At 71.9% G+C, this 21205-nt stretch carries 16 protein-coding genes; 12 read left to right on the top strand and 4 right to left on the bottom strand.

From position 1 onward, the window contains the following. The first annotated feature begins 13 nt into the window (after positions 1 to 13). The 4 genes from secD to K415_RS0116985 all read left to right on the top strand — a co-directional run bounded on the left by secD (position 14) and on the right by K415_RS0116985 (position 6023). Positions 14 to 1777, top strand: a complete 1764-nt coding sequence (gene secD, locus K415_RS22130) for a protein translocase subunit SecD (RefSeq protein WP_029664022.1) — start codon at positions 14 to 16, stop codon at positions 1775 to 1777. Continuing rightward, on the top strand, positions 1777 to 2889 hold the full coding sequence (gene secF, locus K415_RS0116995) for a protein translocase subunit SecF (protein WP_024288242.1): 1113 nt from the start codon (positions 1777 to 1779) through the stop codon (positions 2887 to 2889). The genes secD and secF overlap by 1 nt, the downstream gene beginning before the upstream one ends. Continuing rightward, a complete protein-coding gene (locus tag K415_RS0116990; RefSeq protein ID WP_024288241.1) occupies positions 2886 to 3431 on the top strand; it encodes an adenine phosphoribosyltransferase in 546 nt (181 codons plus the stop codon). Before secF ends, K415_RS0116990 begins: the two co-directional genes overlap by 4 nt. Positions 3432 to 3500: 69 nt before the next feature. Then, entirely contained in the window at positions 3501 to 6023 is a 2523-nt protein-coding gene (locus K415_RS0116985; protein ID WP_024288240.1) for a bifunctional (p)ppGpp synthetase/guanosine-3',5'-bis(diphosphate) 3'-pyrophosphohydrolase, read from the top strand. Positions 6024 to 6104: 81 nt separating this feature from the next. Here K415_RS0116985 and K415_RS0116980 read toward each other — a convergent pair whose 3' ends face one another. Together K415_RS0116980 and K415_RS0116975 are read right to left on the bottom strand one after the other, a co-directional pair. Continuing rightward, positions 6105 to 8000, bottom strand: coding sequence for a DUF349 domain-containing protein (locus K415_RS0116980; RefSeq protein ID WP_024288239.1), 1896 nt, complete (start codon positions 7998 to 8000; stop codon positions 6105 to 6107). Then, positions 7997 to 8791 (bottom strand): peptidylprolyl isomerase, encoded by a 795-nt coding sequence (locus K415_RS0116975; RefSeq protein ID WP_024288238.1) that lies wholly within the window; start codon positions 8789 to 8791, stop codon positions 7997 to 7999. The genes K415_RS0116980 and K415_RS0116975 overlap by 4 nt, the downstream gene beginning before the upstream one ends. Before the next feature lie 187 nt (positions 8792 to 8978). On the opposite strand from K415_RS0116975, the gene K415_RS0116970 reads away from it, so the two are divergent. The 4 genes from K415_RS0116970 (at position 8979) to aspS (ending at position 15183) form a co-directional block, all read left to right on the top strand. Further along, positions 8979 to 9686: an MBL fold metallo-hydrolase gene (locus K415_RS0116970; RefSeq protein WP_024288237.1), complete on the top strand. Its 708-nt coding sequence runs from the start codon at positions 8979 to 8981 to the stop codon at positions 9684 to 9686. A gap of 90 nt (positions 9687 to 9776) precedes the next feature. Then, positions 9777 to 11207, top strand: coding sequence for a histidine--tRNA ligase (hisS, locus tag K415_RS0116965; protein ID WP_024288236.1), 1431 nt, complete (start codon positions 9777 to 9779; stop codon positions 11205 to 11207). A 16-nt stretch (positions 11208 to 11223) separates the two neighbouring features. Further along, positions 11224 to 12996 carry a GMC oxidoreductase gene (locus K415_RS0116960; protein WP_024288235.1) on the top strand — a complete coding sequence of 591 codons (1773 nt, stop codon included), beginning with the start codon at positions 11224 to 11226 and terminating at the stop codon, positions 12994 to 12996. A 378-nt stretch (positions 12997 to 13374) separates the two neighbouring features. Continuing rightward, positions 13375 to 15183 carry an aspartate--tRNA ligase gene (aspS, locus tag K415_RS0116950; protein WP_024288233.1) on the top strand — a complete coding sequence of 603 codons (1809 nt, stop codon included), beginning with the start codon at positions 13375 to 13377 and terminating at the stop codon, positions 15181 to 15183. A 52-nt stretch (positions 15184 to 15235) separates the two neighbouring features. On the opposite strand, the gene K415_RS0116945 is transcribed toward aspS, so the two are convergent. Continuing rightward, complete coding sequence (locus K415_RS0116945; RefSeq protein WP_034661366.1) at positions 15236 to 15592, bottom strand: hypothetical protein; 357 nt, start codon at positions 15590 to 15592, stop codon at positions 15236 to 15238. A gap of 4 nt (positions 15593 to 15596) precedes the next feature. Further along, positions 15597 to 17831 (bottom strand): MMPL family transporter, encoded by a 2235-nt coding sequence (locus K415_RS0116940; protein ID WP_024288231.1) that lies wholly within the window; start codon positions 17829 to 17831, stop codon positions 15597 to 15599. A 79-nt stretch (positions 17832 to 17910) separates the two neighbouring features. Between K415_RS0116940 and K415_RS0116935 the strand changes: the two genes are divergently transcribed. The 4 genes from K415_RS0116935 to K415_RS23000 all read left to right on the top strand — a co-directional run bounded on the left by K415_RS0116935 (position 17911) and on the right by K415_RS23000 (position 21079). Beyond that, positions 17911 to 19278 carry a replication-associated recombination protein A gene (locus K415_RS0116935; RefSeq protein WP_024288230.1) on the top strand — a complete coding sequence of 456 codons (1368 nt, stop codon included), beginning with the start codon at positions 17911 to 17913 and terminating at the stop codon, positions 19276 to 19278. 173 nt (positions 19279 to 19451) lie between these two features. Continuing rightward, positions 19452 to 20078 carry a 30S ribosomal protein S4 gene (gene rpsD, locus K415_RS0116930; protein ID WP_029664016.1) on the top strand — a complete coding sequence of 209 codons (627 nt, stop codon included), beginning with the start codon at positions 19452 to 19454 and terminating at the stop codon, positions 20076 to 20078. Between the two features lie 219 nt (positions 20079 to 20297). Further along, positions 20298 to 20660, top strand: coding sequence for a DUF948 domain-containing protein (locus K415_RS0116925; protein ID WP_024288228.1), 363 nt, complete (start codon positions 20298 to 20300; stop codon positions 20658 to 20660). Continuing rightward, positions 20660 to 21079, top strand: a complete 420-nt coding sequence (locus tag K415_RS23000; protein WP_024288227.1) for a hypothetical protein — start codon at positions 20660 to 20662, stop codon at positions 21077 to 21079. Before K415_RS0116925 ends, K415_RS23000 begins: the two co-directional genes overlap by 1 nt. The last annotated feature ends 126 nt before the right edge of the window (positions 21080 to 21205 follow it).

Here is a 21205-nt window from a genome sequence, read left to right as displayed (position 1 = left end):
GCGCACCCTGGTGATGCTCGGGATCCTGGTGACGGCCCTCTTCGGGGGTCTGCTGGCAGGGACCACGTGGTCCGACGCCTCCCTGACTCCCAAGCTGGCCCTCGACCTCGAGGGCGGCACGCAGGTGATCCTGCGGCCGACCGCGCAGGACGGCAGCCGCGTCACCGACGACACGATCTCCCAGGCGATCGATGTGATCCGCCAGCGGATCGACGCCTCAGGTGTCGCCGAGGCGGAGATCACCAGCCAGGGTGGCTCGAACATCGTCGTGGCGCTGCCCGGTGAGCCGGACGAGGCGACTCTCCGCCTGGTGCGCGAGTCGGCCCAGATGCTCTTCCGACCGGTCATCGTGCAGGCCGCGCCGGAGGCGAGCGAACCCGCCGCGGCCCCGACCGCCACCCCGGCGACCGACGTGGTCGAGCCGGTCGACGCCAGCGACCCCGCGTGGTTGACCGACGCCCTCCTGGCCGACTTCCAGGCTCGTGACTGCACCGACCCGGCGAACCTGAGCGGTGGCAGCGCGCTGGTCGGCGACCAGAACGCCGCAGTCGTCGCCTGCGACGCCTCGGGCACGACCAAGTACGTCCTCGGCCCGGTGGAGGTCCAGGGCTCGGACATCGACAGCGCGAGCTCCGGGCTGCGCGTCGGACCGAGCGGGATCCAGACCAACGAGTGGGTCACCAACATCTCGTTCAACGGCGACGGTGCTGCTGCGTTCCGCACGGTCACGACGCGCCTGCTGGAGCTCGAGCCCCCGCGCAACCAGTTCGCCATGGTGCTCGACGGCCTGGTGATCTCGGCGCCCTCGGTGAACGCGGCGATCACCAACGGGATGGCCGAGATCTCGGGCACCTTTACGCGGGAGACCGCCGCGACCCTCGCCCGGCAGCTCAACTTCGGTGCTCTGCCGCTGACGTTCGAGGTGCAGAGCGAGCAGCAGATCTCCGCGACGCTCGGCTCCGAGCAGCTCCAGCGGGGTCTCCTCGCCGGTCTGGTGGGCCTGATCCTGGTCGGGATCTACTCGATCGTGCAGTACCGGGCGCTGGGCGCGGTCACGATCGCCTCGCTCGCCGTCGCCGGCGTGCTCGTCTACGCAGCCATCGCGCTGCTGTCCTGGACGCAGGGCTATCGGCTCAGCCTGCCCGGTGTCGCAGGCATCATCGTGGCCATCGGTATCACCGCGGACTCCTTCATCGTCTACTTCGAGCGGATCCGTGACGAGCTGCGGGACGGCAGGACGCTGGTCGCAGCCGTGGACGAGGGCTGGCTGCGGGCTCGCCGGACGATCCTGGCCTCCGACGCGGTGAACTTCCTGGCAGCCTTCGTGCTGTACTTCCTGGCCGTCGGTGGGGTCCGTGGCTTCGCCTTCACCCTCGGTCTGACCACCCTGATCGACCTCATGGTCGTCTTCCTGTTCACCCACCCGGTGATGCTCCTGCTGGCGCGCACCAGTTTCTTCGGGCAGGGGCACAAGTTCTCCGGGCTCGACCCGGGCATGCTCGGTGCCCGCAGCCGATACGTGGGTCGAGGGCGCGTCGCCCCCGCCGCCCAGCGGGCCGATCGCACCCACCCGGAGGGCTCCGAACGCGAGCTCGACCTCGCGGGGGCGGCCGGCCGGCCGACGTCCGAGGACGTCGAGACGGGCGACCGCCGACTCACGATCGCCGAGCGCAGGGCCGCCGCACGCAAGGCCGCCCAGGACGCCGCCACCGTGAGCCCGGTCACGACCGCAGCCACCGCCGAGGCCGATGCACAGACCGATCGGAAGGACGCCTGATGGCCTCGCGAGTGTCCCAGTGGGGAAACGACCTCTACACGGGCAAGCGGTCCTACGACATCGTCGGTCACCGTCGGCGCTGGTACGCGATCGCCGCGGTGATGGTCGTGTCGACCGGCCTGCTGCTCCTGGTCCGCGGGCTCAACCCGAGCATCGACTTCCGCGGCGGCGCGGAGTTCACGGTCAGCAGCGTGAGCGACACCGCGCAGCAGCCGGCTGTCGACGCGGTCACCGCGATCGTCCCGGACGAGATCCCGCGGGTGTCGGTCGTCGGTGGGTCGGCGCTGCGGGTGCAGACCAGCGACCTGACCGACGCCGAGACCACGGCTGTCGCCGATGCGCTGGCCGCCGCCTACGACGTCCCGCGGACCGAGGTCAGCTCGTCGTTCGTCGGCCCCACCTGGGGCGCCGACGTGACGAGCAAGGCCCTGCGCGGGCTGGTCATCTTCCTGGGGCTCGTGGGCGTCGTGATGACGCTCTACTTCCGGGCCTGGCGGATGGCCGCCGCGGCCCTCGTCGCCCTGGCGCACGACCTGTTGATCACCGTCGGCCTCTACGCAGCCGTGGGGTGGGAGGTCAGCCCGGCGACGGTGATCGGCTTCCTGACGATCCTCGGGTACTCGCTGTACGACACAGTGGTCGTGTTCGACAAGGTTCGGGAGAACACCAAGGACGCGCTCGACCAGCGTCGGTACACCTATGCCGAGCTGGCGAACCTCGCGGTCAACCAGACCCTCGTCCGGTCGATCAACACGTCCGTCGTCGCCCTGCTCCCGGTCGGCGCGATCCTGTTCATCGGTGCCTTCCTCCTGGGTGCCGGGACGCTGCGGGACATCGCCCTCGCCCTGTTCATCGGCATCGCGGTCGGCGCGTTCTCCTCGATCTTCATCGCGACACCCTTCGAGGTGAGCCTGCGCGAGCGTGAGCCGAAGATCGCCGAGCACACGGCCAAGGTGCTCGCGAGCCGCACGGCCGCCACGGTGGCCGGCGGGACGGGCGAGCCCGGTCGGGTGACCGTGCACGTCGGGGCCCCCGTTCCCGGGACGCACCTCGGCACGCGCGCACAACCCAAGCGGAACAAGCCGAACCGCCCGACGGGACGCAAGCCATGACCACACCCCTGGCACCGGCAACCGACCTCGTCGAGCGGGCGAGGCGCCTCGTGCACGACGTGCCCGACTACCCCCAGCCCGGTGTGGTGTTCAAGGACATCACACCGCTCCTCGCGGACGGTCCGACCTTCGCGGCGGTCGTCCGTCACATGGTCGCGCGGGCGCCGGCCGACATCGACATCGTGGTCGGTGTGGAGGCACGGGGGTTCATCCTCGGTGCGCCGGTCGCCCTCGGCCTCGGCGCGGGCTTCGTGCCGGTGCGCAAGGAGGGCAAGCTCCCGCGTGCGACGCTCGCCGGCGCGTACGACCTGGAGTACGGCAGCGCCGTCCTCGAGGTGCACGCCGACGTGATCCCGCGCGGAGCCCGGATCCTGGTCGTCGATGACGTCCTGGCCACCGGCGGCACCGCTGCCGCGACCGCTGAGCTCTTGGAGCTGGCCGGGGGAGTCGTCGTCGGGCTCGCCTTCCTGATGGAGCTGACCTTCCTCAACGGGCGTGACAAGCTCGCCGGACGTGAGCTGGACGTGCTGCTCACCTACTGACGCCCCAGACGCGGCCTTCCGGTGACCGATCTAGACTCGGACGATCGTCCAGCGCGGAGGGAGGGCCTGATGGCCGACACGTCGACACCCGTCCCTGCCGCGGCGCCCGAGGCGACCACCGCGGCCGACGACGGCATCACCGACGACGCGCCGATCCGGCCGGCTGCGCCCGGCCCGGTCGGTCTGGCCACCGAGCCGATCGACAACGTGCCGGCGGTCGCACTGCCCGACGCGCCGGACGGCGACGACGACGCTGCGCCCGATGACACGGCGGCCGACGACGCTGCGGCCGACGTCGCCGCACGTCCGGTCACCTCGGAGGGCTCGGCGACCGGGAACCGGGTGCGGTCCCGGCTCGTCAGGTTCGGCAGCCGCACGCCCGCTGGCTCGCCGGCCCTCGAGCCGCTGATGGTCGCCGCCCGCGCCAACCACCCCAAGGCCGACCTGAGCGTCCTGGAGCGCGCCTACACGGCTGCTGAGCGCGCCCACCGCGGCCAGGTCCGCCGGAGCGGAGACCCGTACATCACCCACCCGGTCGCGGTCGCGACCATCCTCGCCGATCTCGGCATGACGGCGCCGACCCTCGCCGCGGCCCTCCTGCACGACACCGTGGAGGACACCGACTACTCGCTGACTGCGCTCGAGGCGGAGTTCGGGCCCGAGATCGCGATGCTGGTCGACGGCGTCACGAAGCTCGACAAGGTCAACTACGGCGATGCCGCCCAGGCCGAGACCGTGCGCAAGATGGTCGTGGCGATGTCCCGCGACATCCGGGTCCTGGTCATCAAGCTGGCCGACCGGCTGCACAACGCCCGGACCTGGCGGTTCGTGCCCGTCGAGTCGGCCGAGCGCAAGGCCCGCGAGACGCTCGAGATCTATGCGCCGCTGGCGCACCGGCTCGGCATGAACACCATCAAGTGGGAGCTCGAGGACCTCTCGTTCGCGACCCTGTACCCCAAGGTCTACGAGGAGATCGTCCACCTCGTCGCCGAACGGGCACCGGCGCGGGACGAGTACCTGTCGGTCGTCCGTGAGCAGGTCACCGCCGACCTGCGGGCCGTGAAGATCAAGTCGGTCGTGACCGGCCGCCCGAAGCACTACTACTCGATCTACCAGAAGATGATCGTCCGCGGCCGCGACTTCGCCGACATCTACGACCTCGTCGGCGTCCGTGTCCTGGTCGACTCGGTGCGCGACTGCTACGCGGCGCTCGGTGCCCTGCACGCGCGGTGGAACCCGGTCCCCGGCCGGTTCAAGGACTACATCGCGATGCCGAAGTTCAACATGTACCAGTCCCTGCACACGACGGTGATCGGTCCGGGCGGCAAGCCCGTCGAGATCCAGATCCGCACCCACGAGATGCACCGTCGGGCGGAGTACGGCGTCGCGGCGCACTGGAAGTACAAGGAGATCGCCAAGCAGCAGGGCGGCGCCGTCGACGCCGCCGGCGACATGGCCTGGCTCCGTCAGCTCGTCGACTGGCAGCGTGAGACAGCCGACCCGAGCGAGTTCCTCGACTCCCTGCGGTTCGAGATCCGCGGCACCGAGGTCTTCGTCTTCACGCCCAAGGGCGACGTGATGGCACTGCCGTCCGGCTCGACACCTGTCGACTTCGCCTACGCGGTGCACACCGAGGTCGGTCATCGCACGATGGGTGCGCGGGTCAACGGCCGGCTCGTGCCGCTCGACTCGCAGCTGGAGAACGGCGACGTCGTCGACGTGCTGACGTCCAAGTCGGAGACCGCCGGCCCCAGCCGGGACTGGATGACCTTCGTCAAGAGCCCGCGGGCGCGCAACAAGATCCGCCAGTGGTTCTCGAAGGAACGCCGCGAGGAGGCGATCGAGCACGGCAAGGACGCCATCGCCAAGGCGATGCGCAAGCAGCACCTGCCGCTGCAGCGCCTGCTCACCCACGAGAGCCTCGTCACGCTCGCCAACGAGATGCGCTTCGCCGACGTGTCGGCGCTGTACGCCGCGATCGGTGAGGGCCAGGCGTCGGCGGCATCGGTCGTGCACCGTCTCGTGCAGTCGATGGGTGGCGAGCAGGGCACCGAGGAGACCGTGGCCGAGGCCGCTCGTCCCGGCCATCAGACGCGTCGGGCGCGGACCGGCGACGCCGGCGTCATCGTCAAGGGTGTCAGCGACATCTGGGCCAAGCTCGCCAAGTGCTGCACCCCGGTCCCCGGTGACGAGATCATCGGGTTCGTCACCCGGGGGACCGGCGTGAGCGTCCACCGGGCCGATTGCGCGAACGTCGTCGACCTGCGCGCCCAGCCCGAGCGGATTGTCGACGTGGAGTGGGACACCGGTGCGAACACCATGTTCCTCGTCCAGATCCAGGTCGAGGCGCTCGACCGCAGTCGCCTGCTCTCGGACGTCACGCGCGTGCTGTCCGACCATCACGTGAACATCCTGTCCGCGACGGTCTCGACCTCGCGCGACCGGGTCGCCCTGTCCCGCTTCGTCTTCGAGATGGCCGAGCCGGCTCACCTGAGCTCGGTGCTCGCGGCGGTGCGCAAGGTGGACGGCGTCTTCGACGTCTACCGGATCACGGGCTCCCGGGTGGCTGAGGCACCCACGCTGCACGCCTGACGGCTCGAACGGGAGCACCGTGGCTCGCTCGGCGCGCGCCCAGCTCAGCCGGCAGCCCAGCAGGCCGCGGAAGCGCTCCGCTCAGCCGCGTGAGTCCGCAGCCGCGCGCTCGACCTGCTCGAGCCACGCACGACGCGCGTCGAGGGCAGCCTGCGCCTCGGCGATCTTGCGCGTGTTGCCGGCAGCCGTGGCCTTCGCGAGATCCTGCTCGAGCCCCGCGATGGCGGCGAGAAGCTGTGCAGCGGCCCCCTCGGCCCGTGCCCGCGTCTCCGGGTTGCTGCGCTGCCACTGGCTCTGCTCGGCTTCTCGGACGGCCTGCTCGACGGCGCGCAGTCGACCTTCGACGCGCTGGATCTCTCCGCGCGGCACCTTGCCGGCCTTCTCCCAGCGCTCCTGGAGGTCGCGCAGCCCGGCACGTGCGGCTGCCAGGTCGCGAACCGGGACCAGCTTCTCGGCCTCCGCGAGCAGGGCGAGCTTCACCTCGAGGTTCGCTGCGAACTCGGCGTCGGTCTCCTTCTGGTTGGCGTCCCGGGCGCTGAAGAACTGGTCCTGGGCTGCCCGGAAGCGTGCCCAGAGGGCGTCGTCGTCCTTGCGGCTCGCCCGCCCGGCGTTCTTCCAGCGGGTCATCAGGTCGCGGTAGGCGGAGGACGTCTCGGCCCAGTCGGTGCTGGTGGCGAGCTGCTCGGCGGTGGCGACCAGGGCCGCCTTCTCCGCCTTCGCGCCGGCGTTGTGCTTCTCGAGCTCGGAGAAGTACCGACGACGCTCGCGGTCGAAGGTGGATCGCGCATGGCTGAACCGCTTCCACAGCGCGTCCTCCGAGCCGCGATCGACGCGCGGGCCGTGCCGCTGGGCGTCCTTCCACTGATCGAGGAGCGCGTGGAGCTGCTCACCGGCGGGACGCCACTGGATGCGCTCGGGATCGGTTCCGGCGATCTTCTCCGCCGCCTCGACGATGGCCGTTCGCGCCTCGAGCGCTGCCTGCTTGGCCGCAGCCCGCTCGGCGTCGGCGACGGCGCGTCGCTGCGCGGCGACCTCGCCGAGCGCGACGAGTCGCGTGCGCAGGGCGTCGAGGTCGCCGACGACAGCGGGTTCGGCGAGCTCCTCGGTGAGGTGCTCGAGGGTGGAGTCGATCTCCTTGACCGGGAGATCGGTCGCGCTCAGGCGTGCCTCGAAGAGCAGCACCTTGGCGTGCAGGTCGGCGTACCGGCGCACGTAGAAGGCCAGCGCGTCGGAGTGGTCAGCACCCGGGTACTGCCCGACGACGCGCTCGCCCGACTCCTCGCGGACCCAGACGGTGCCGTCGTCGTCGACCCGGCCCCAGCGGGCAGCCTCGGCACTCTCGGCGGGCGTCAGCGCCGGCGGGACAGGCACGGGCGTGGTCGTCGGACCGGCCGTCGCGGCGACGGCGGCGGGGCTCGGGACTGCTGGTCGGGTCGAGGGGGCATGCGGCCGGGGAACCGGACGTGCCATCGGCCGGGCAGTCGGAGTCGTCTCGGCCGACGGGGCGGCCTCCGGTGCGGGCGTCTCGGCGGCGTGCGCCTGCGCAGCGGGGGAGCCCTCAAGGGTCGGGCTCACCTCCGGCGTCGGGACGTCCTCGACGGTCTGGTCGCTCTCCGACGTCGTCGACGCCGCTGCCGGGGCGTCGACGGTCGTGAGCTCGTCGGGCGTCGGCTCCTCGTCGGGGACGACGACCTCGTCGGGCGTCGGCTCCTCGTCGGGGACGACGACCTCGTCGGCCACCGGCTCCTCGTCGGGTGCGACGACCTCGTCGGCCACCGGCTCCTCGTCGGGTGCGACGACCTCGTCGGCCACCGGCTCCTCGTCGGGCGCCTCCTCGTCGGGCGCCTCCTCGTCAGCGACCCCTTCGACGGTGCCCTCGCTGCTCGCCTCGCCGGCGCCCGTCACCTCGATAGGCGTCAGGTCCGCAGTGGCTTCGGTGGTCGTCGGCTCGTCCGCCGTCGGCTCGTGGTCGGTCACTGCGTCTCAACTCCTTCGATGGTGACCTCGGTGGCCGGCGTCTGCCCGGCACCCTCGGCCGTTCCGGCATCCGCGACGCCCGTCAGGACGTCCATGCCGCTCGTGATGGTCCCGAGGACCGTGTAGCCCCCGGCGGTGTCCGCCGGGATGATCGTGTCTTCGTACACCAGGAAGAACTGGCTGCCCATGCTCGCACCGTCGCCGTCGGCCCGCGCCATGGCCACGGTACCGGCCGGGTACAGGCCGTCGGCCGGGGCGTTCTCGATCGGGCCGAAGCGGTAGCCCGGACCGCCGAAGCCGGTCCCGGTCGGGTCGCCGCACTGCAGCAGGTGGTAGTCGACGGTGACCAGGCGGTGACAGGTCGTCCCGTCGAAGAAGCCCTCCTGGGCGAGCGTCACGAAGGACGCCACAGCCTGCGGGGCAGCAGCGCCGTCGAGCTCGAGGGTCAGGTCGCCCACCGACGTCCGCACGTTCGCGGTCCAGGTGCGCGCCTCGGCGAGTGCCGCGTCCGGGATGGCGCGGGGGGTCTCGGTCGGCACGACCTGATCGGGCTCGGTGGTCTGATCGGGCTCGGTGGTCGCGGACGCCTGCGGGTCCGCGACCACGGGCGCGGGGTCGTTCCGGGTCAGGTCGAGCACGAGCAGCACGACGGCGACCAGGGCGAGGACGCCCACCACGACGCCTGCGATGACGCGCTGCCGTCGACGCCTGGCACGGATCTCGGCCTGGCGCGCGAGCCACTTCTCGTGGCGCCTGCGTGCGTACTCGCGCTCCCGCTTGCTCGAGGACACCTGCACTCCCGTCTGACCTCGGTGGGCTGCAGGACGCAGCCCCGGCACCCAGGCGCGTGCGATCTGCAGCGCCGGGGACCTCGCACAGTCTAGGCAAGCCGCGCGGAGCGCTGTCGCCACCGACGGACCTGCGACGTCACGGTCTGGTCTCGGTCGTGCCGGCGAGGCAGGAGGCTAGTCTTCTGAGGTGCAGATCCGGACCGTGGTGGCCCCGCTGCTCGGCACCAACTGCTACGTCCTGGTCGACGACGACGGGCGCTGCGCGGTGGTCGACCCGGGTGCGGGTGTGGTCGAGGACGTGCTGCGGCTGGTCCACGGCAACGGCTGGACCCCGGTCGGTGTGCTCGTCACGCACGGGCACGTCGACCACACCTGGTCCGCCGGGGCCCTCTGCGAGGCCCTCGAGGTCGCCCTGCACCTGCACGCCGACGACGCCTACCGGCTGGACGACCCCTTCGGGACGCTCGGGCCGCTCGGACCCCAGCTCGCCGAGCTGGCCGAGAGCTCCGGATCCGTCGGGCTGCCGCAGCGGCCCGAGCGGGTCGAGACCTTCACCGCCGGGCCGGACGGCACGGCGGTGCTCCGACTGGCCGCCACCGGCGAGAGTCCGGGCGAGGGTCTGGCCCTGACGGTGCTGCACGCCCCGGGCCACACCGAGGGCTCCACGATCTACCTGCTCGACGCCGACGGCCCGGTCGCCCTGACCGGTGACGTGCTGTTCGCCGGCACGATCGGCCGGACGGACCTGCCGGGCGGCAACGCCTCGCTGATGGCGTCGAGCCTTCGCCGGGTCGCGGCACTCGACCGGACGACAGCCGTCCATCCGGGGCACGGCCCTGCGAGCCGGATCAGCGTCGAGCTCGCCGTCAACCCGTACCTGCACCCGTCCCGCTGAGCCCACGCCGTCCCCGCCGGTGCACGGCGCCTGCTCTGCACCGCTGGACCCGTCGCACGGGTCCGGTCGCGACCTGGAAGGATCCCCGTCATGGCCCGCCCCACCCCGCTGTCCGGATTCCCTGAGTGGCTGCCCGCCGGCCGGGTGGTCGAGCAGCATGTGCTCGACGTCCTGCGCAGGACCTTCGAGCTGCACGGGTTCGCCGGCATCGAGACCCGGGCCGTCGAACCGCTCGACCAGCTGCTGCGCAAGGGTGAGACGTCCAAGGAGGTCTACGTCCTGCGGCGCCTGCAGGAGGAGGCCGAGGCCGATCCTGGCGACCGCGCCGGACAGCTCGGCCTGCACTTCGACCTCACGGTGCCGTTCGCGCGGTACGTCCTGGAGAACGCCGGGCAGCTGCAGTTCCCGTTCAAGCGGCACCAGATCCAGAAGGTCTGGCGGGGCGAGCGACCGCAGGACGGCCGCTTCCGCGAGTTCGTCCAGGCCGACATCGACGTCGTCGGCCAGGGTGACCTGCCCTACCACTACGAGGTGGAGCTGCCCCTCGTCATCGCCGAGGCCTTCGCGGCGATGGCCCCGATCGGCATGCCGCCGGTGCGGATCCTGGTGAACAACCGGCGCGTGGTCGAGGGCTTCGCCCTCGGGCTGGGCCTGGTCGACGTCGAGGCTGTGCTGCGGAGCATCGACAAGCTCGACAAGTTCGGGCCCGACGCCGTCGTCGAGCTGCTGGTCGCCGACGCCGGAGCGACGCCGGAGTCGGCGCGCGCCATGCTCGAGCTCGCCGCGCTGCACGGCGAGGACACCGGCGTCGTGGACGCCGTGCGCGCTCTCGCCGTCGAGCACGGCGCCGTGACCGAGCTCCTGGAGACCGGGCTGGTCGAGCTCGGTGCGCTGATCGGCGCCGCGGCGCGGCGCGCTCCCGGCGTGATCGTCGCCGACCTGAGGATCGCCCGCGGCCTCGACTACTACACGGGCTCGGTGTACGAGACCCTGCTGGTCGGCCACGAGCAGCTCGGCTCGATCTGCTCGGGTGGCCGCTACGACGCGCTGGCCTCCGACGGCACCACCACGTACCCGGGTGTCGGTCTGTCGGTCGGCGTGTCCCGCCTGGTGTCCCGCCTGCTGTCGGCCGGCCTGATGCAGGCGTCCCGTTCGGTGCCGAGCGCCGTCGTGGTGGCTGTGACCTCCGAGGAGACCCGCGCGGACAGCGACCGGGTGGCCGCGGCGCTGCGCTCCAGGGGCATCCCGGTCGAGGTCGCGCCGACCGCCGCGAAGTTCGGCAAGCAGATCCGGTACGCGGACCGGCGTGGGGTGCCCTTCGTCTGGTTCCCGGCGACGCCCGGGCACACCGGGTCGGACGGCGCCGTCGTGGCCGCGACGCCCGACCAGGTCAAGGACATCCGCTCCGGCGAGCAGGTCGCTGCCGATGCCGGCACCTGGCAGCCGCCCGCGCAGGACCTGTGGCCGACTGTCGTACCGGGCCCCGGCTCCGGCGCGGGGAGCACCGCCGCAACGACCTGAGTGCGACGATCCGACCATGGGCACCGGTGGCGGGCAGCAGACCTACGACGTCGTCGTCGTGGGGTCGGGCTTCGGCGGGAGCGTCGCGGCGCTGCGACTGACCGAGAAGGGCTACCGCGTCCTGGTCCTGGAGGCGGGCCGCCGGTTCGCCGACGACGAGTTCGCCCGGACCTCGTGGGACCTGCGTCGCTTCCTGTGGGCCCCCCGCCTCGGCTGCTACGGCATCCAGCGCATCCACCGGGTGTCCGACTCGCTGGTCCTGGCCGGGGCCGGCGTCGGGGGCGGGTCACTGGTCTACGCCAACACCCTCTACCGTCCGTTGCGGCCGTTCTTCGACGACCCCCAGTGGTCGGGGATCACCGACTGGGCGGCCGAGCTCGCACCCTGGTACGACCAGGCCGCACGCATGCTCGGTGTGACCACCAACCCGACCACCACGGCGTCGGACGTCCTGTTCCGCACCGTCGCGACGCGGATGGGAGTGGCCGACACCTTCCGCAGTGCCGACGTCGGCGTGCTGTTCGGTGAGCCCGGCGCCCCGGTCGCCGACCCGTACTTCGGGGGTGCCGGTCCGGGTCGGACCGCGTGCACGGAGTGCGGCGCCTGCATGACGGGGTGCCGCGTCGGGGCGAAGAACACGCTGGTCAAGAACTACCTGTTCCTGGCGGAGCAGGCCGGCGCGCGCGTGGTCCCGATGACGACAGTCACCCGGCTGCGTCACCGGCCCGGCAGCGGGTGGCTCGTGGAGTCCCGCGGTACGGCCGACCGAGCCGGGAGCCGTACCGGCACGACCACGTGGCGCGCGGAGCACGTCGTGCTCGCGGCCGGCACCTACAACACCCAGCTCCTGCTGCACCGGGCACGCCGCCGCGACGACCTGCCCCGGGTGTCCGATCGGCTCGGCACCCTGACCCGTACCAACTCCGAGGCCCTGCTCGGCGGCAGCGCGCCGAAGGTCGACCCCGGACGTGAGCTCGCGCGCGGGGTGGCGATCACCTCGTCGTTCTTCCCGGACCCGAGCACGCACGTCGAACCCGTGCGGTACGGGCCGGGGAGCAACGCGATGGCCCTGATCACGACGCTCGCCACGACCGGCGGCCCCCGCAGCACCCGCTGGGCGAAGATCCTCGGCCGGTACGCCGCTGAGCTCGCGCGGCGCCCCGTCACGACCGTGCGCGCCCTCGCCCCGTACCGGTGGAGCGAGCGCACCGCGATCGCCCTGGTCATGCAGGCGCTCGACAACTCCCTGGTGACCGGCGTGCGGCGGGGCCTGACCGGCTGGCGCCTGGTCAGTCGCCAAGGGCCGGGGGAGCCGAGCCCGACCTGGATCCCCGCCGGGCACCGCGCCGCGACCCTCATCGCCGAGGAGCTCGGCGGAACCGCCGGCAGCTCCTGGGGGGACGTCGCGAACATGCCCCTGACGGCGCACTTCATCGGTGGTTGCCCGATCGGGACCACGGCGGACGACGGCGTCCTCGACCCGTACCAGCGGGTCCACGGGTACCCGACGCTGCACGTCCTGGACGGCGCGGCCATCAGCGCGAACCTGGGCGTGAACCCGTCCCTGACGATCACCGCCCAGGCCGAGCGGGCGTGCTCGTTGTGGCCGAACGTCGGCGAGGTCGACCCTCGTCCGGTCGACCAGTCGACGTACCTGCGCCTCGAACCCGTTCCACCGGCCGGACCCGTGGTCCCGGTCGACGCCCTGGCCGCACTCCGACCGATCAGTCCTCGGCCAGCCGGGCCGGGAACCCGCCCGTCGCGACCGGACCCCACGCATCGATCGTGACCCGGATCAGGGACTTGCCCTGGCTGACCATCGCCGCCCGGTACACATCCCAGTCGGGGTGCTCGCCCGCGATGGACCGTTCACCGGGGACATCTGCGGACCTCCCGACGCCCGCCAGGTCAGCAGGACGGCGGTGTGCCGCGGGCGGAGGTACTCCTGGAGCTCCTCGCGCGAGACCCGGTCGGTGGTCGCGATCTTGCGGGCCGTGCGGTCCTCCTCGGACGTCCTGCGGTGCACAACGACGTGCTCGTGCCCAGTCTGCCCGCCGTGCTGCCACCACCCCCGGCCGCGATCAGGGCGGTGGTCGCCCGCCGCCACTAGACTCGACCGGGCGCCCGGGCGGGCGCTCGATCCTGTTCGTCCCGGAAGGACCCCTCCGTGCTCCGTACCCACACCGCCGGCTCGCTCCGAGCCGAGCACATCGGCCAGACCGTCACGCTCACCGGATGGGTCGACCGGCGACGTGATCACGGCGGTGTGGCGTTCATCGACCTGCGCGACGCCTGGGGCATCTGCCAGGTCGTGATCCGCGACGAGGCGGTCGCGCACGGCCTGCGCAACGAGTACGTGCTGCAGATCACCGGTGAGGTCGGCCGCCGGCCCGAGGGCAACGAGAACGCGAACCTGGCCACGGGCGCCGTCGAGGTGACCGCGGCCGACGTCGTCGTGCTCAACGAGGCAGCACCGCTGCCCTTCCAGGTCTCCTCGGCTCTCGACGAGCAGATCGGCGAGGAGACCCGGCTCAGGTACCGGTACCTGGACCTGCGCCGGCCGGCACCCGCGGCAGCGCTCCGGCTGCGCGCCAAGGCCAACGCCGCCGCACGCCGGGTGCTGGACGCCCAGGAGTTCGTCGAGATCGAGACCCCGACCCTGACCCGCTCGACGCCCGAGGGCGCGCGCGACTTCGTGGTGCCGGCGCGCCTCTCGCCCGGCTCCTGGTACGCGCTGCCGCAGTCACCGCAGCTGTTCAAGCAGCTGCTCATGGTGGCGGGCATGGAGCGCTACTACCAGATCGCCCGCTGCTACCGCGACGAGGACTTCCGGGCCGACCGCCAGCCCGAGTTCACCCAGCTCGACGTCGAGATGAGCTTCGTCGAGCAGGACGACGTCATCGCGGTGGGCGAGCAGGTGCTCGTCGCGCTCTGGGACCTGATCGGCTACCAGGTCCCGACCCCGATCGAGCGGATGACGTTCGCCGATGCGATGGCCCGGTTCGGCACCGACAAGCCCGACCTGCGCTTCGGGCTCGAGCTCGTCGAGCTCACCGGGTACTTCGCCGAGACCCCGTTCCGCGTCTTCCAGGCGCCCTACGTCGGCGCCGTCGTGCAGCCCGGGGGTGGGTCGACCCCGCGCCGTGGCTTCGACGCCTGGCAGGAGTGGGCCAAGCAGCGCGGCGCCAAGGGCCTGGCGTACGTCATGGTGGGCGAGGACGGCGAGCTGGGCGGCCCGGTCGCCAAGAACCTGTCCGAGTCCGAACGCGCGGGGCTCGTCGACGCCGTCGGCGCCGCACCCGGTGACGCGGTCTTCTTCGCCGCAGGCACGACGTCGGAGGCGCGCGCCCTGCTCGGCGCAGCCCGCCTGGAGATCGGCCGCCGCGGCGGCCTGATCGACGAGTCGCAGTGGTCCTTCGTGTGGGTCGTCGACGCACCGCTGTTCAAGCCCACCGGTGAGGACGACGACGTCGCGGTGGGCGGCGGTTCGTGGACGGCCGTGCACCACGCCTTCACCTCGCCGACCCCGGAGTGGATGGACACCTTCGAGTCCGACCCGGGTGCCGCGCTGGCCTACGCCTACGACATCGTCTGCAACGGGAACGAGATCGGCGGTGGCTCGATCCGTATCCACCGTCGCGACGTCCAGCAGCGCGTCTTCGAGATGATGGGCATCGGGGAGGCCGAGGCGCAGGAGAAGTTCGGCTTCCTGCTCGACGCGTTCGCCTTCGGGGCACCGCCGCACGGCGGGATCGCGCTCGGCTGGGACCGCATCCTGGCCCTGCTCACCCGCTCGGAGTCGATCCGCGACGTCATCGCCTTCCCGAAGTCCGGTGGCGGCTTCGACCCGCTCACCGGCGCGCCGGCGCCGATCACGGCTCAGCAGCGCAAGGAGGCAGGAGTCGACGCGGCGCCGGTCGCCCGCGGTGCCCAGCGCGACGTCGCCGAGGAGGCTGCCGTACCGGTCGCACCCTGACCGGAGCCCTCACCACCGGCAGGGCGGGAGCCCGCCGGGCGGACGGGAGCCGTCACCAGCGAACGGGTGGCTTGTCGTCGCCGGACAGACCGTGGTGTCGCTGCGGTGGCGCGTCGAGCTCGGGGATCCCGTACAGCTCACCGGGCGTCGGGTCGAGCGTCTGCACCCTCGGCCGGGCAGCGAGCGACGCCAGCCACCTCGGCCGGACCGCGAACCAGGCGACCGCGCCGAGCAGGCACAGCCCGATGTACGGGAGCATCGCGACCCTGGTGTCGTCCCCGTCCTGGCCGACGATCCGCACGATCAGGTAGACCAGCCATGCCGCGGCGAGCACCACGGCCACGGTTGCCCGACGCGCTCGCCGGCGCAGCCGGTGGTACTCCGCGACGTCGGTCGGCACGGCCCTCATCGGGTCAGTGCGTGATCGAGAAGCGTCGGTACACGGCCCGCAGGGGCCTGGGGGCCCACCAGTTGAAGCGGCCGAGGAGCGTCATGGTCGCCGGCACCAGGAGCATCCGGACGAGCGTGGCGTCGATCAGGACGGCGACGGCCAGCGAGAAGCCGACCTCCTTGATGACCAGCAGCTCGCCGAAGACGAACCCGGTGAAGACGACGATGATGATCACCGCCGCAGAGGTGATGATCCGGGCCGAACGCTGCAGACCGAGCCGGACCGCGTCGTCGTTGCTCGCTCCCTGGTCGTGCAGCTCCTTGATCCGGGAGAGCAGGAAGACCTCGTAGTCCATCGCCAGCCCGAACCCGAACGCGATGATCATCGCGATCACGTAGGTCTCGATGCCGCCCGTCGGCGTGAACCGCAGAAGGTCCTCGAGGTGGCCGTCCTGGAACGCCCAGACCAGGACCCCGAGGGATGCGGACAGCGACAGCGCGTTGGTGATCAGTGCCTTGAGCGGGATCACGAGCGAGCCGGTCATCAGGAAGAGCAGGACGAACGTGGCCAGCACCACGATCCCCACGGCCACCGGCAGCCGCTCCATCAGGGCCGAGGTGAAGTCGATCTGGTTCGCCGCCTGACCGGTGACCAGGGTCTCGAAGGGTGCGTCCAAGTCACGGATCGCCTCGACGACGTCCCGCGCGACATGGCCACCAGGATCCTCGGTGTCGGGGTACACCCCGACCACGACGGACCCACCGACCGGTGACGGGAGACTCAGGCGAGCGACGTCCGGCAGCGCGGCGAGCTCCGTCGACCAGGTGGTCACCTCGTCCAGCGGCCCGTCCGTCACCACGATGATGCCGGGGGACTCCGACGCGGGGTACTGCTCGCCGATCGTCTCCAGGTAGGCGCGCTGGTCCGATGCCCGCGGCAGGAGCTCGAAGGTCGAGTTCCGCAGCTCGAGGTGGGCCAACGGGGTGGTCAGGATGCCGAGCACCACGACCGCTCCGCCGAGCACCCACCACGGGTGGCGCTGAACCCGGCCGGCGAGGCGGGAGAAGATCCCCTCCTCCGACGACACGTCACCGGTGCGGGCCAGGACCCAGCGCAGACCGGGGACCCGAGCGATCAGCCCGGGACGCACGAGCCGCCGTCCGGCCATCGTGAGCAGGGCCGGGACCAGGGTCAGCGCGGTCGCCAGCGCCACCAGGATCACCCCGACGCCGGCTGCGCCGACAGCGCGCAGGATGGCCGGCTCGAAGACGATCAGCCCGCTGATCGCGATCGCGACGGTCAGCGCGGAGAAGGTGACAGTGCGCCCGGCGGTCGCCATCGTGCGCCGCAGCGCTGTCTCGACGGCGCCGTCACCGCGCCGTCGACGGACCGACGCACCCCCGTCGACGTCCACCAGCCGGTGCAGCTCCTCGCGGAACCGGGACACGATCAGCAGGCCGTAGTCGATGGACAGACCGAGGCCGAGGACCGTCACGACGTTGACGACCGCCGCATCCATCTCGAGCCAGTGCGAGAGCGCGAAGACGCTGCCGAGACCGCCGGCGATCGACGCGAGCGCTCCGGCCATCGGCATCCCGGCGGACAGGAAGCCGCCGAAGACCAGCACCATGACCAGCAGCGCGATGGGCAGGGCGATCGTCTCGCCCGTGACGAGGTCCTTCTCGACCTGGCTGGTGATCTCGTCGACGATCAAGGAGATGCCGCCGACCTGGCCCGTGATGCCGGGGACCTCAGCCGTCAGCTCCTGCGAGAGCCCCCGAAGGCGCTCCTCGACGAGGCCGAGGGCCTGTCCCTGGCTACCCTCCGAGAGGTCCGGCTCGAGCTCGACGACCACGAGGAAGCCCTCGCCGTCCTGAGCCAGCAGGGGGGCCGCAGCGGCGCTGGTCGGCCCGTCGGGAAGCATGAACGGGTCGATCACCGTGGCGACCCCGCCGATCGCCATCAGGTCCGTCCGCGCCTCGGTGAGGACGGGCTCCAGGTCCGCGTGGGCCGGGTCGACGCCCTGGACGGCGAGGCTCAGGCTCTGGCCCGACGTCGAGCCCTCGGCCAGGATCGCGTCCGCCTCGGCGCTCTCCGAGTGGGGGACCGACGGCGCGCCGGTGGTGAGCTCCTCGAAGAGCGTCTCACCGCCGACCCCCGCCATCGTGAGCGCGAAGCAGGTCGCCGTGAAGACGGCCCAGGTCAAGACCGTGATCTTGGGGTGGTGGGCGATCAGTCGGCCGAGGGTGTCGAACACGCTACTGATCATCCCAGGTCAGGAGGTGTCCGCGCACGTCACGGCGGGAGCAGACCTCCGGCGTGCGTACGCTCGTGCCATGGACCTGTTCGACGCGGTGACCTCCACGACGGAGGGTCTGCCCGGCGTCGGACGGCACGCACCGCTCGCCGTGCGGATGCGGCCCGCGACCCTCGCGGAGGTCGCGGGGCAGCGGCACCTGCTCGGGCCGGGGTCGCCCCTGCGGCGTCTCGTCGAGCCCGCGGACGATGCCTCGCGCCGGGCGGCGCCGTCGTCCGTCGTGCTCTGGGGACCACCGGGGACGGGCAAGACGACGCTCGCGTACCTCATCGCTGCGACCTCCGGACGTCGTTTCGTCGAGCTCTCCGGGGTCACCTCGGGCGTCAAGGACGTGCGCGTCGTCGTCGAGGACGCCCGGCGGCGCCTCGCGACCGGTGCGCCGGAGACGGTCCTGTTCATCGATGAGGTGCACCGGTTCTCCACGACCCAGCAGGACGCCCTGCTGCCGGCGGTGGAGAACCGTTGGGTCACGCTCGTCGCCGCGACGACGGAGAACCCGAGCTTCTCGGTGAACTCGCCGCTGCTCTCCCGATCGCTCCTGCTGACGCTCCTGCCGCTGTCCACCGACGACGTCCGGGAGCTGGTCCGCCGCGCGGTGTCCGACGAACGGGGTCTGGCCGGGACGGTCACGCTCGCGCTGGACGCCGAGGAGCACCTGCTCCGGCTGGCCGGTGGGGATGCTCGGAAGGCTCTGACGATCCTCGAGGCCGCCGCGGGGGCTGCGCTCGAGGTCCCGGGGGAGTCACTGCCGGTCACCGTCGACCTCGCGACCGTCGAGGGTGCGATCGACGTGGCAGCGGTGCGCTACGACCGGGCCGGTGACCAGCACTACGACGTGATCAGCGCCTTCATCAAGTCGATGCGCGGTTCGGACGTCGACGCGGCGCTGCACTACCTCGCCCGGATGGTCGTCGCGGGGGAGGACCCGCGGTTCATCGCCCGTCGGATCGTGATCGCTGCGGCGGAGGAGGTCGGGATGGCCGATCCGTCGGCGCTGCAGACCGCTGTCGCGGCCGCCCAGGCGGTCGCCCTGATCGGCATGCCGGAGGCGCGGATCATCCTGGCCGAGGCGGTCGTCCACGTGACCACCGCACCGAAGTCGAACGCGTCGTACCTGGCGATCGACGCCGCCATCGCCGACGTCCGGGCCGGCAAGGCCGGCGCGGTGCCCCTGCACCTTCGCGACGCGCACTACGCGGGCGCCCAGACGATCGGGCACGGCGCAGGCTACCGGTACGCCCACGACGAGGCGCACGCCGTCGCGAGCCAGCAGTACGCCCCCGACGAGCTCACCGGGGCCCGCTACTACGAGCCGTCCGACCGGGGCTACGAACGCGATGTCGCGGTGCGGCTCGAGCGGATCCGACAGATCCTGCACGGCACCTGAACCCGGCCCGTCCGCGCGAGGGGACGGACCTGGCGTCGGTGCGATAGACTCGCCGGGTTGCCCGCTTGCGGGTGACCACCTGGGGACCTCAGCCGCACCACGAAGGTTGGTCCCACACCCGCCGGACACCTCCGCTGCGGGATGTGCCACGACAACGACAGGACGAACACACTGTGTCATCTGTGACCCGCGCGCGCCGCCAGGTGCGCCTGTCCCGGGCCCTCGGCCTGGCCCTGACGCCGAAGGCTGTCAAGCACTTCGAGAAGCGTCCCTACCCGCCCGGTGAGCACGGCCGTGCCCGCCGCCGCACCGAGTCCGACTACGCCGTCCGCCTCCGTGAGAAGCAGCGACTGCGCGCCCAGTACGGGCTCCGCGAGAAGCAGATGGCCCGCTCGTTCGACGAGGCCAAGAAGATGCCGGGTCTGACCGGTGAGTCGCTCGTCGAGCTGCTCGAGACCCGCCTCGACGCGCTCGTGCTGCGCTCCGGCTTCGCCCGGACGATCCTGCAGGCTCGTCAGGTCGTCGTGCACCGTCACGTCCTGGTCGACGGCAAAATCGTCGACCGGCCCTCGTTCAAGGTCAAGCCGGGCCAGACCCTGCAGATCAAGCCGAAGAGCCAGACCACCGTGCCGTTCCAGGTCGCCGCTGCCGGCGCGCACCGCGACGTGCTCCCGGCCGTCCCGGGCTACCTGGAGGTCCAGCTCGAGAAGCTCAGTGCCGTGCTGACACGTCGCCCCAAGCGCGTCGAGGTCCCGGTCACGTGCGAGGTCCAGCTGGTCGTCGAGTACTACTCGCGCTGACCTCGGTCGTCGCGCCTCAGCGCCCCGTACGCAGCCCGGTCCGCCGGCCTGGGTGCGGGGCGTTGCTGCGTCCCCTCCCGGCCTGCCGGCGGGTGGGGATCCAGCGTGGACGTGGTGGTGGCCGGTAGTCTCGGGGACGCGCGACCGGGTCGGCACCACCGGCAGCAGGTCGCGCACAGACGATTCCCAGCAAGCCCAGCAGGCACGGAAGGATCCCGGATGTCCATCGGAGACGTCGCAGGCCTCATCTCGGCGATCGCGTTCGTGGCGCTCGTCGGCTTCCTGGCGCTGCCCCTGGTCAAGCTCGGCAGGGTCTTCGACGAGACCAGGATCTCGGTCAAGGAGCTCACCGACCACACGGTGCCGGTCCTCGACGAGACCGCAGCGACCGTCGCCACCGCCAACACCCAGCTCGTCAAGGTCGACACCATGACGACGTCGGCTGCCGAGATCAGCCAGAACCTCTCGGCGCTGACCGCCCTCGTGGCGGCGACCGTCGGCGGCCCGCTGATCAAGGTGGCGGCCTTCTCCTACGGCGTCCGGCAGGCGTTCGGCGGTCTCGCGGACAGGTTCAAGCACTGATGCGGCGCCTCTTCTGGGTCGGCGTCGGTGCCGTCGGGGCGGTCGTCGCGGTCGACCGTCTGCGCACGGCCGTGCGCCGCTACACCCCGGCCGGTGTCAGCGACCGGGCCGAGGACGTCGGCCGGCGCACGACGTCGGCCCTCCGCGGCGCCGTCGAGCAGTTCCGCAGCGCGAAGGACCAGCGCGAACGGGATCTCGTGGCGACCCTCCTGGTGACCCCGGAGGGGGGCGACGCCGCTGCCGGCCTCGACGGCCTGAGCGGGCGTCGCCGCCGCCACGACCCGGATCCCGACTTCACCGCGCCGGCGTACAACACGCCGTCCGGCACCGACGAACTCGCCGACGCCGAGCAGTCGCCCGGCACCCGACGGCGACCCGCCGGCCGCGTGGACGACGACGAACCCCTGTACGACTTCTGACCAGCAGCGGCTTCTGACCAGCGACGACCCCCGACCGGCCGAGCGCGGCGACCCACCGACGTCACGCAGCCCGGCACCCAGCCCTGATCGGGCAGCATGCCCGGTCGCACCACCCAGACGTGAGGA

Origin of the sequence: Cellulomonas sp. KRMCY2, from assembly GCF_000526515.1 — a bacterium.
GTDB lineage: Bacteria > Actinomycetota > Actinomycetes > Actinomycetales > Cellulomonadaceae > Actinotalea.
The sequence above is the reverse complement of the archived record's forward strand: the minus strand, read 5'-3'. Positions and strand labels throughout refer to the sequence as shown.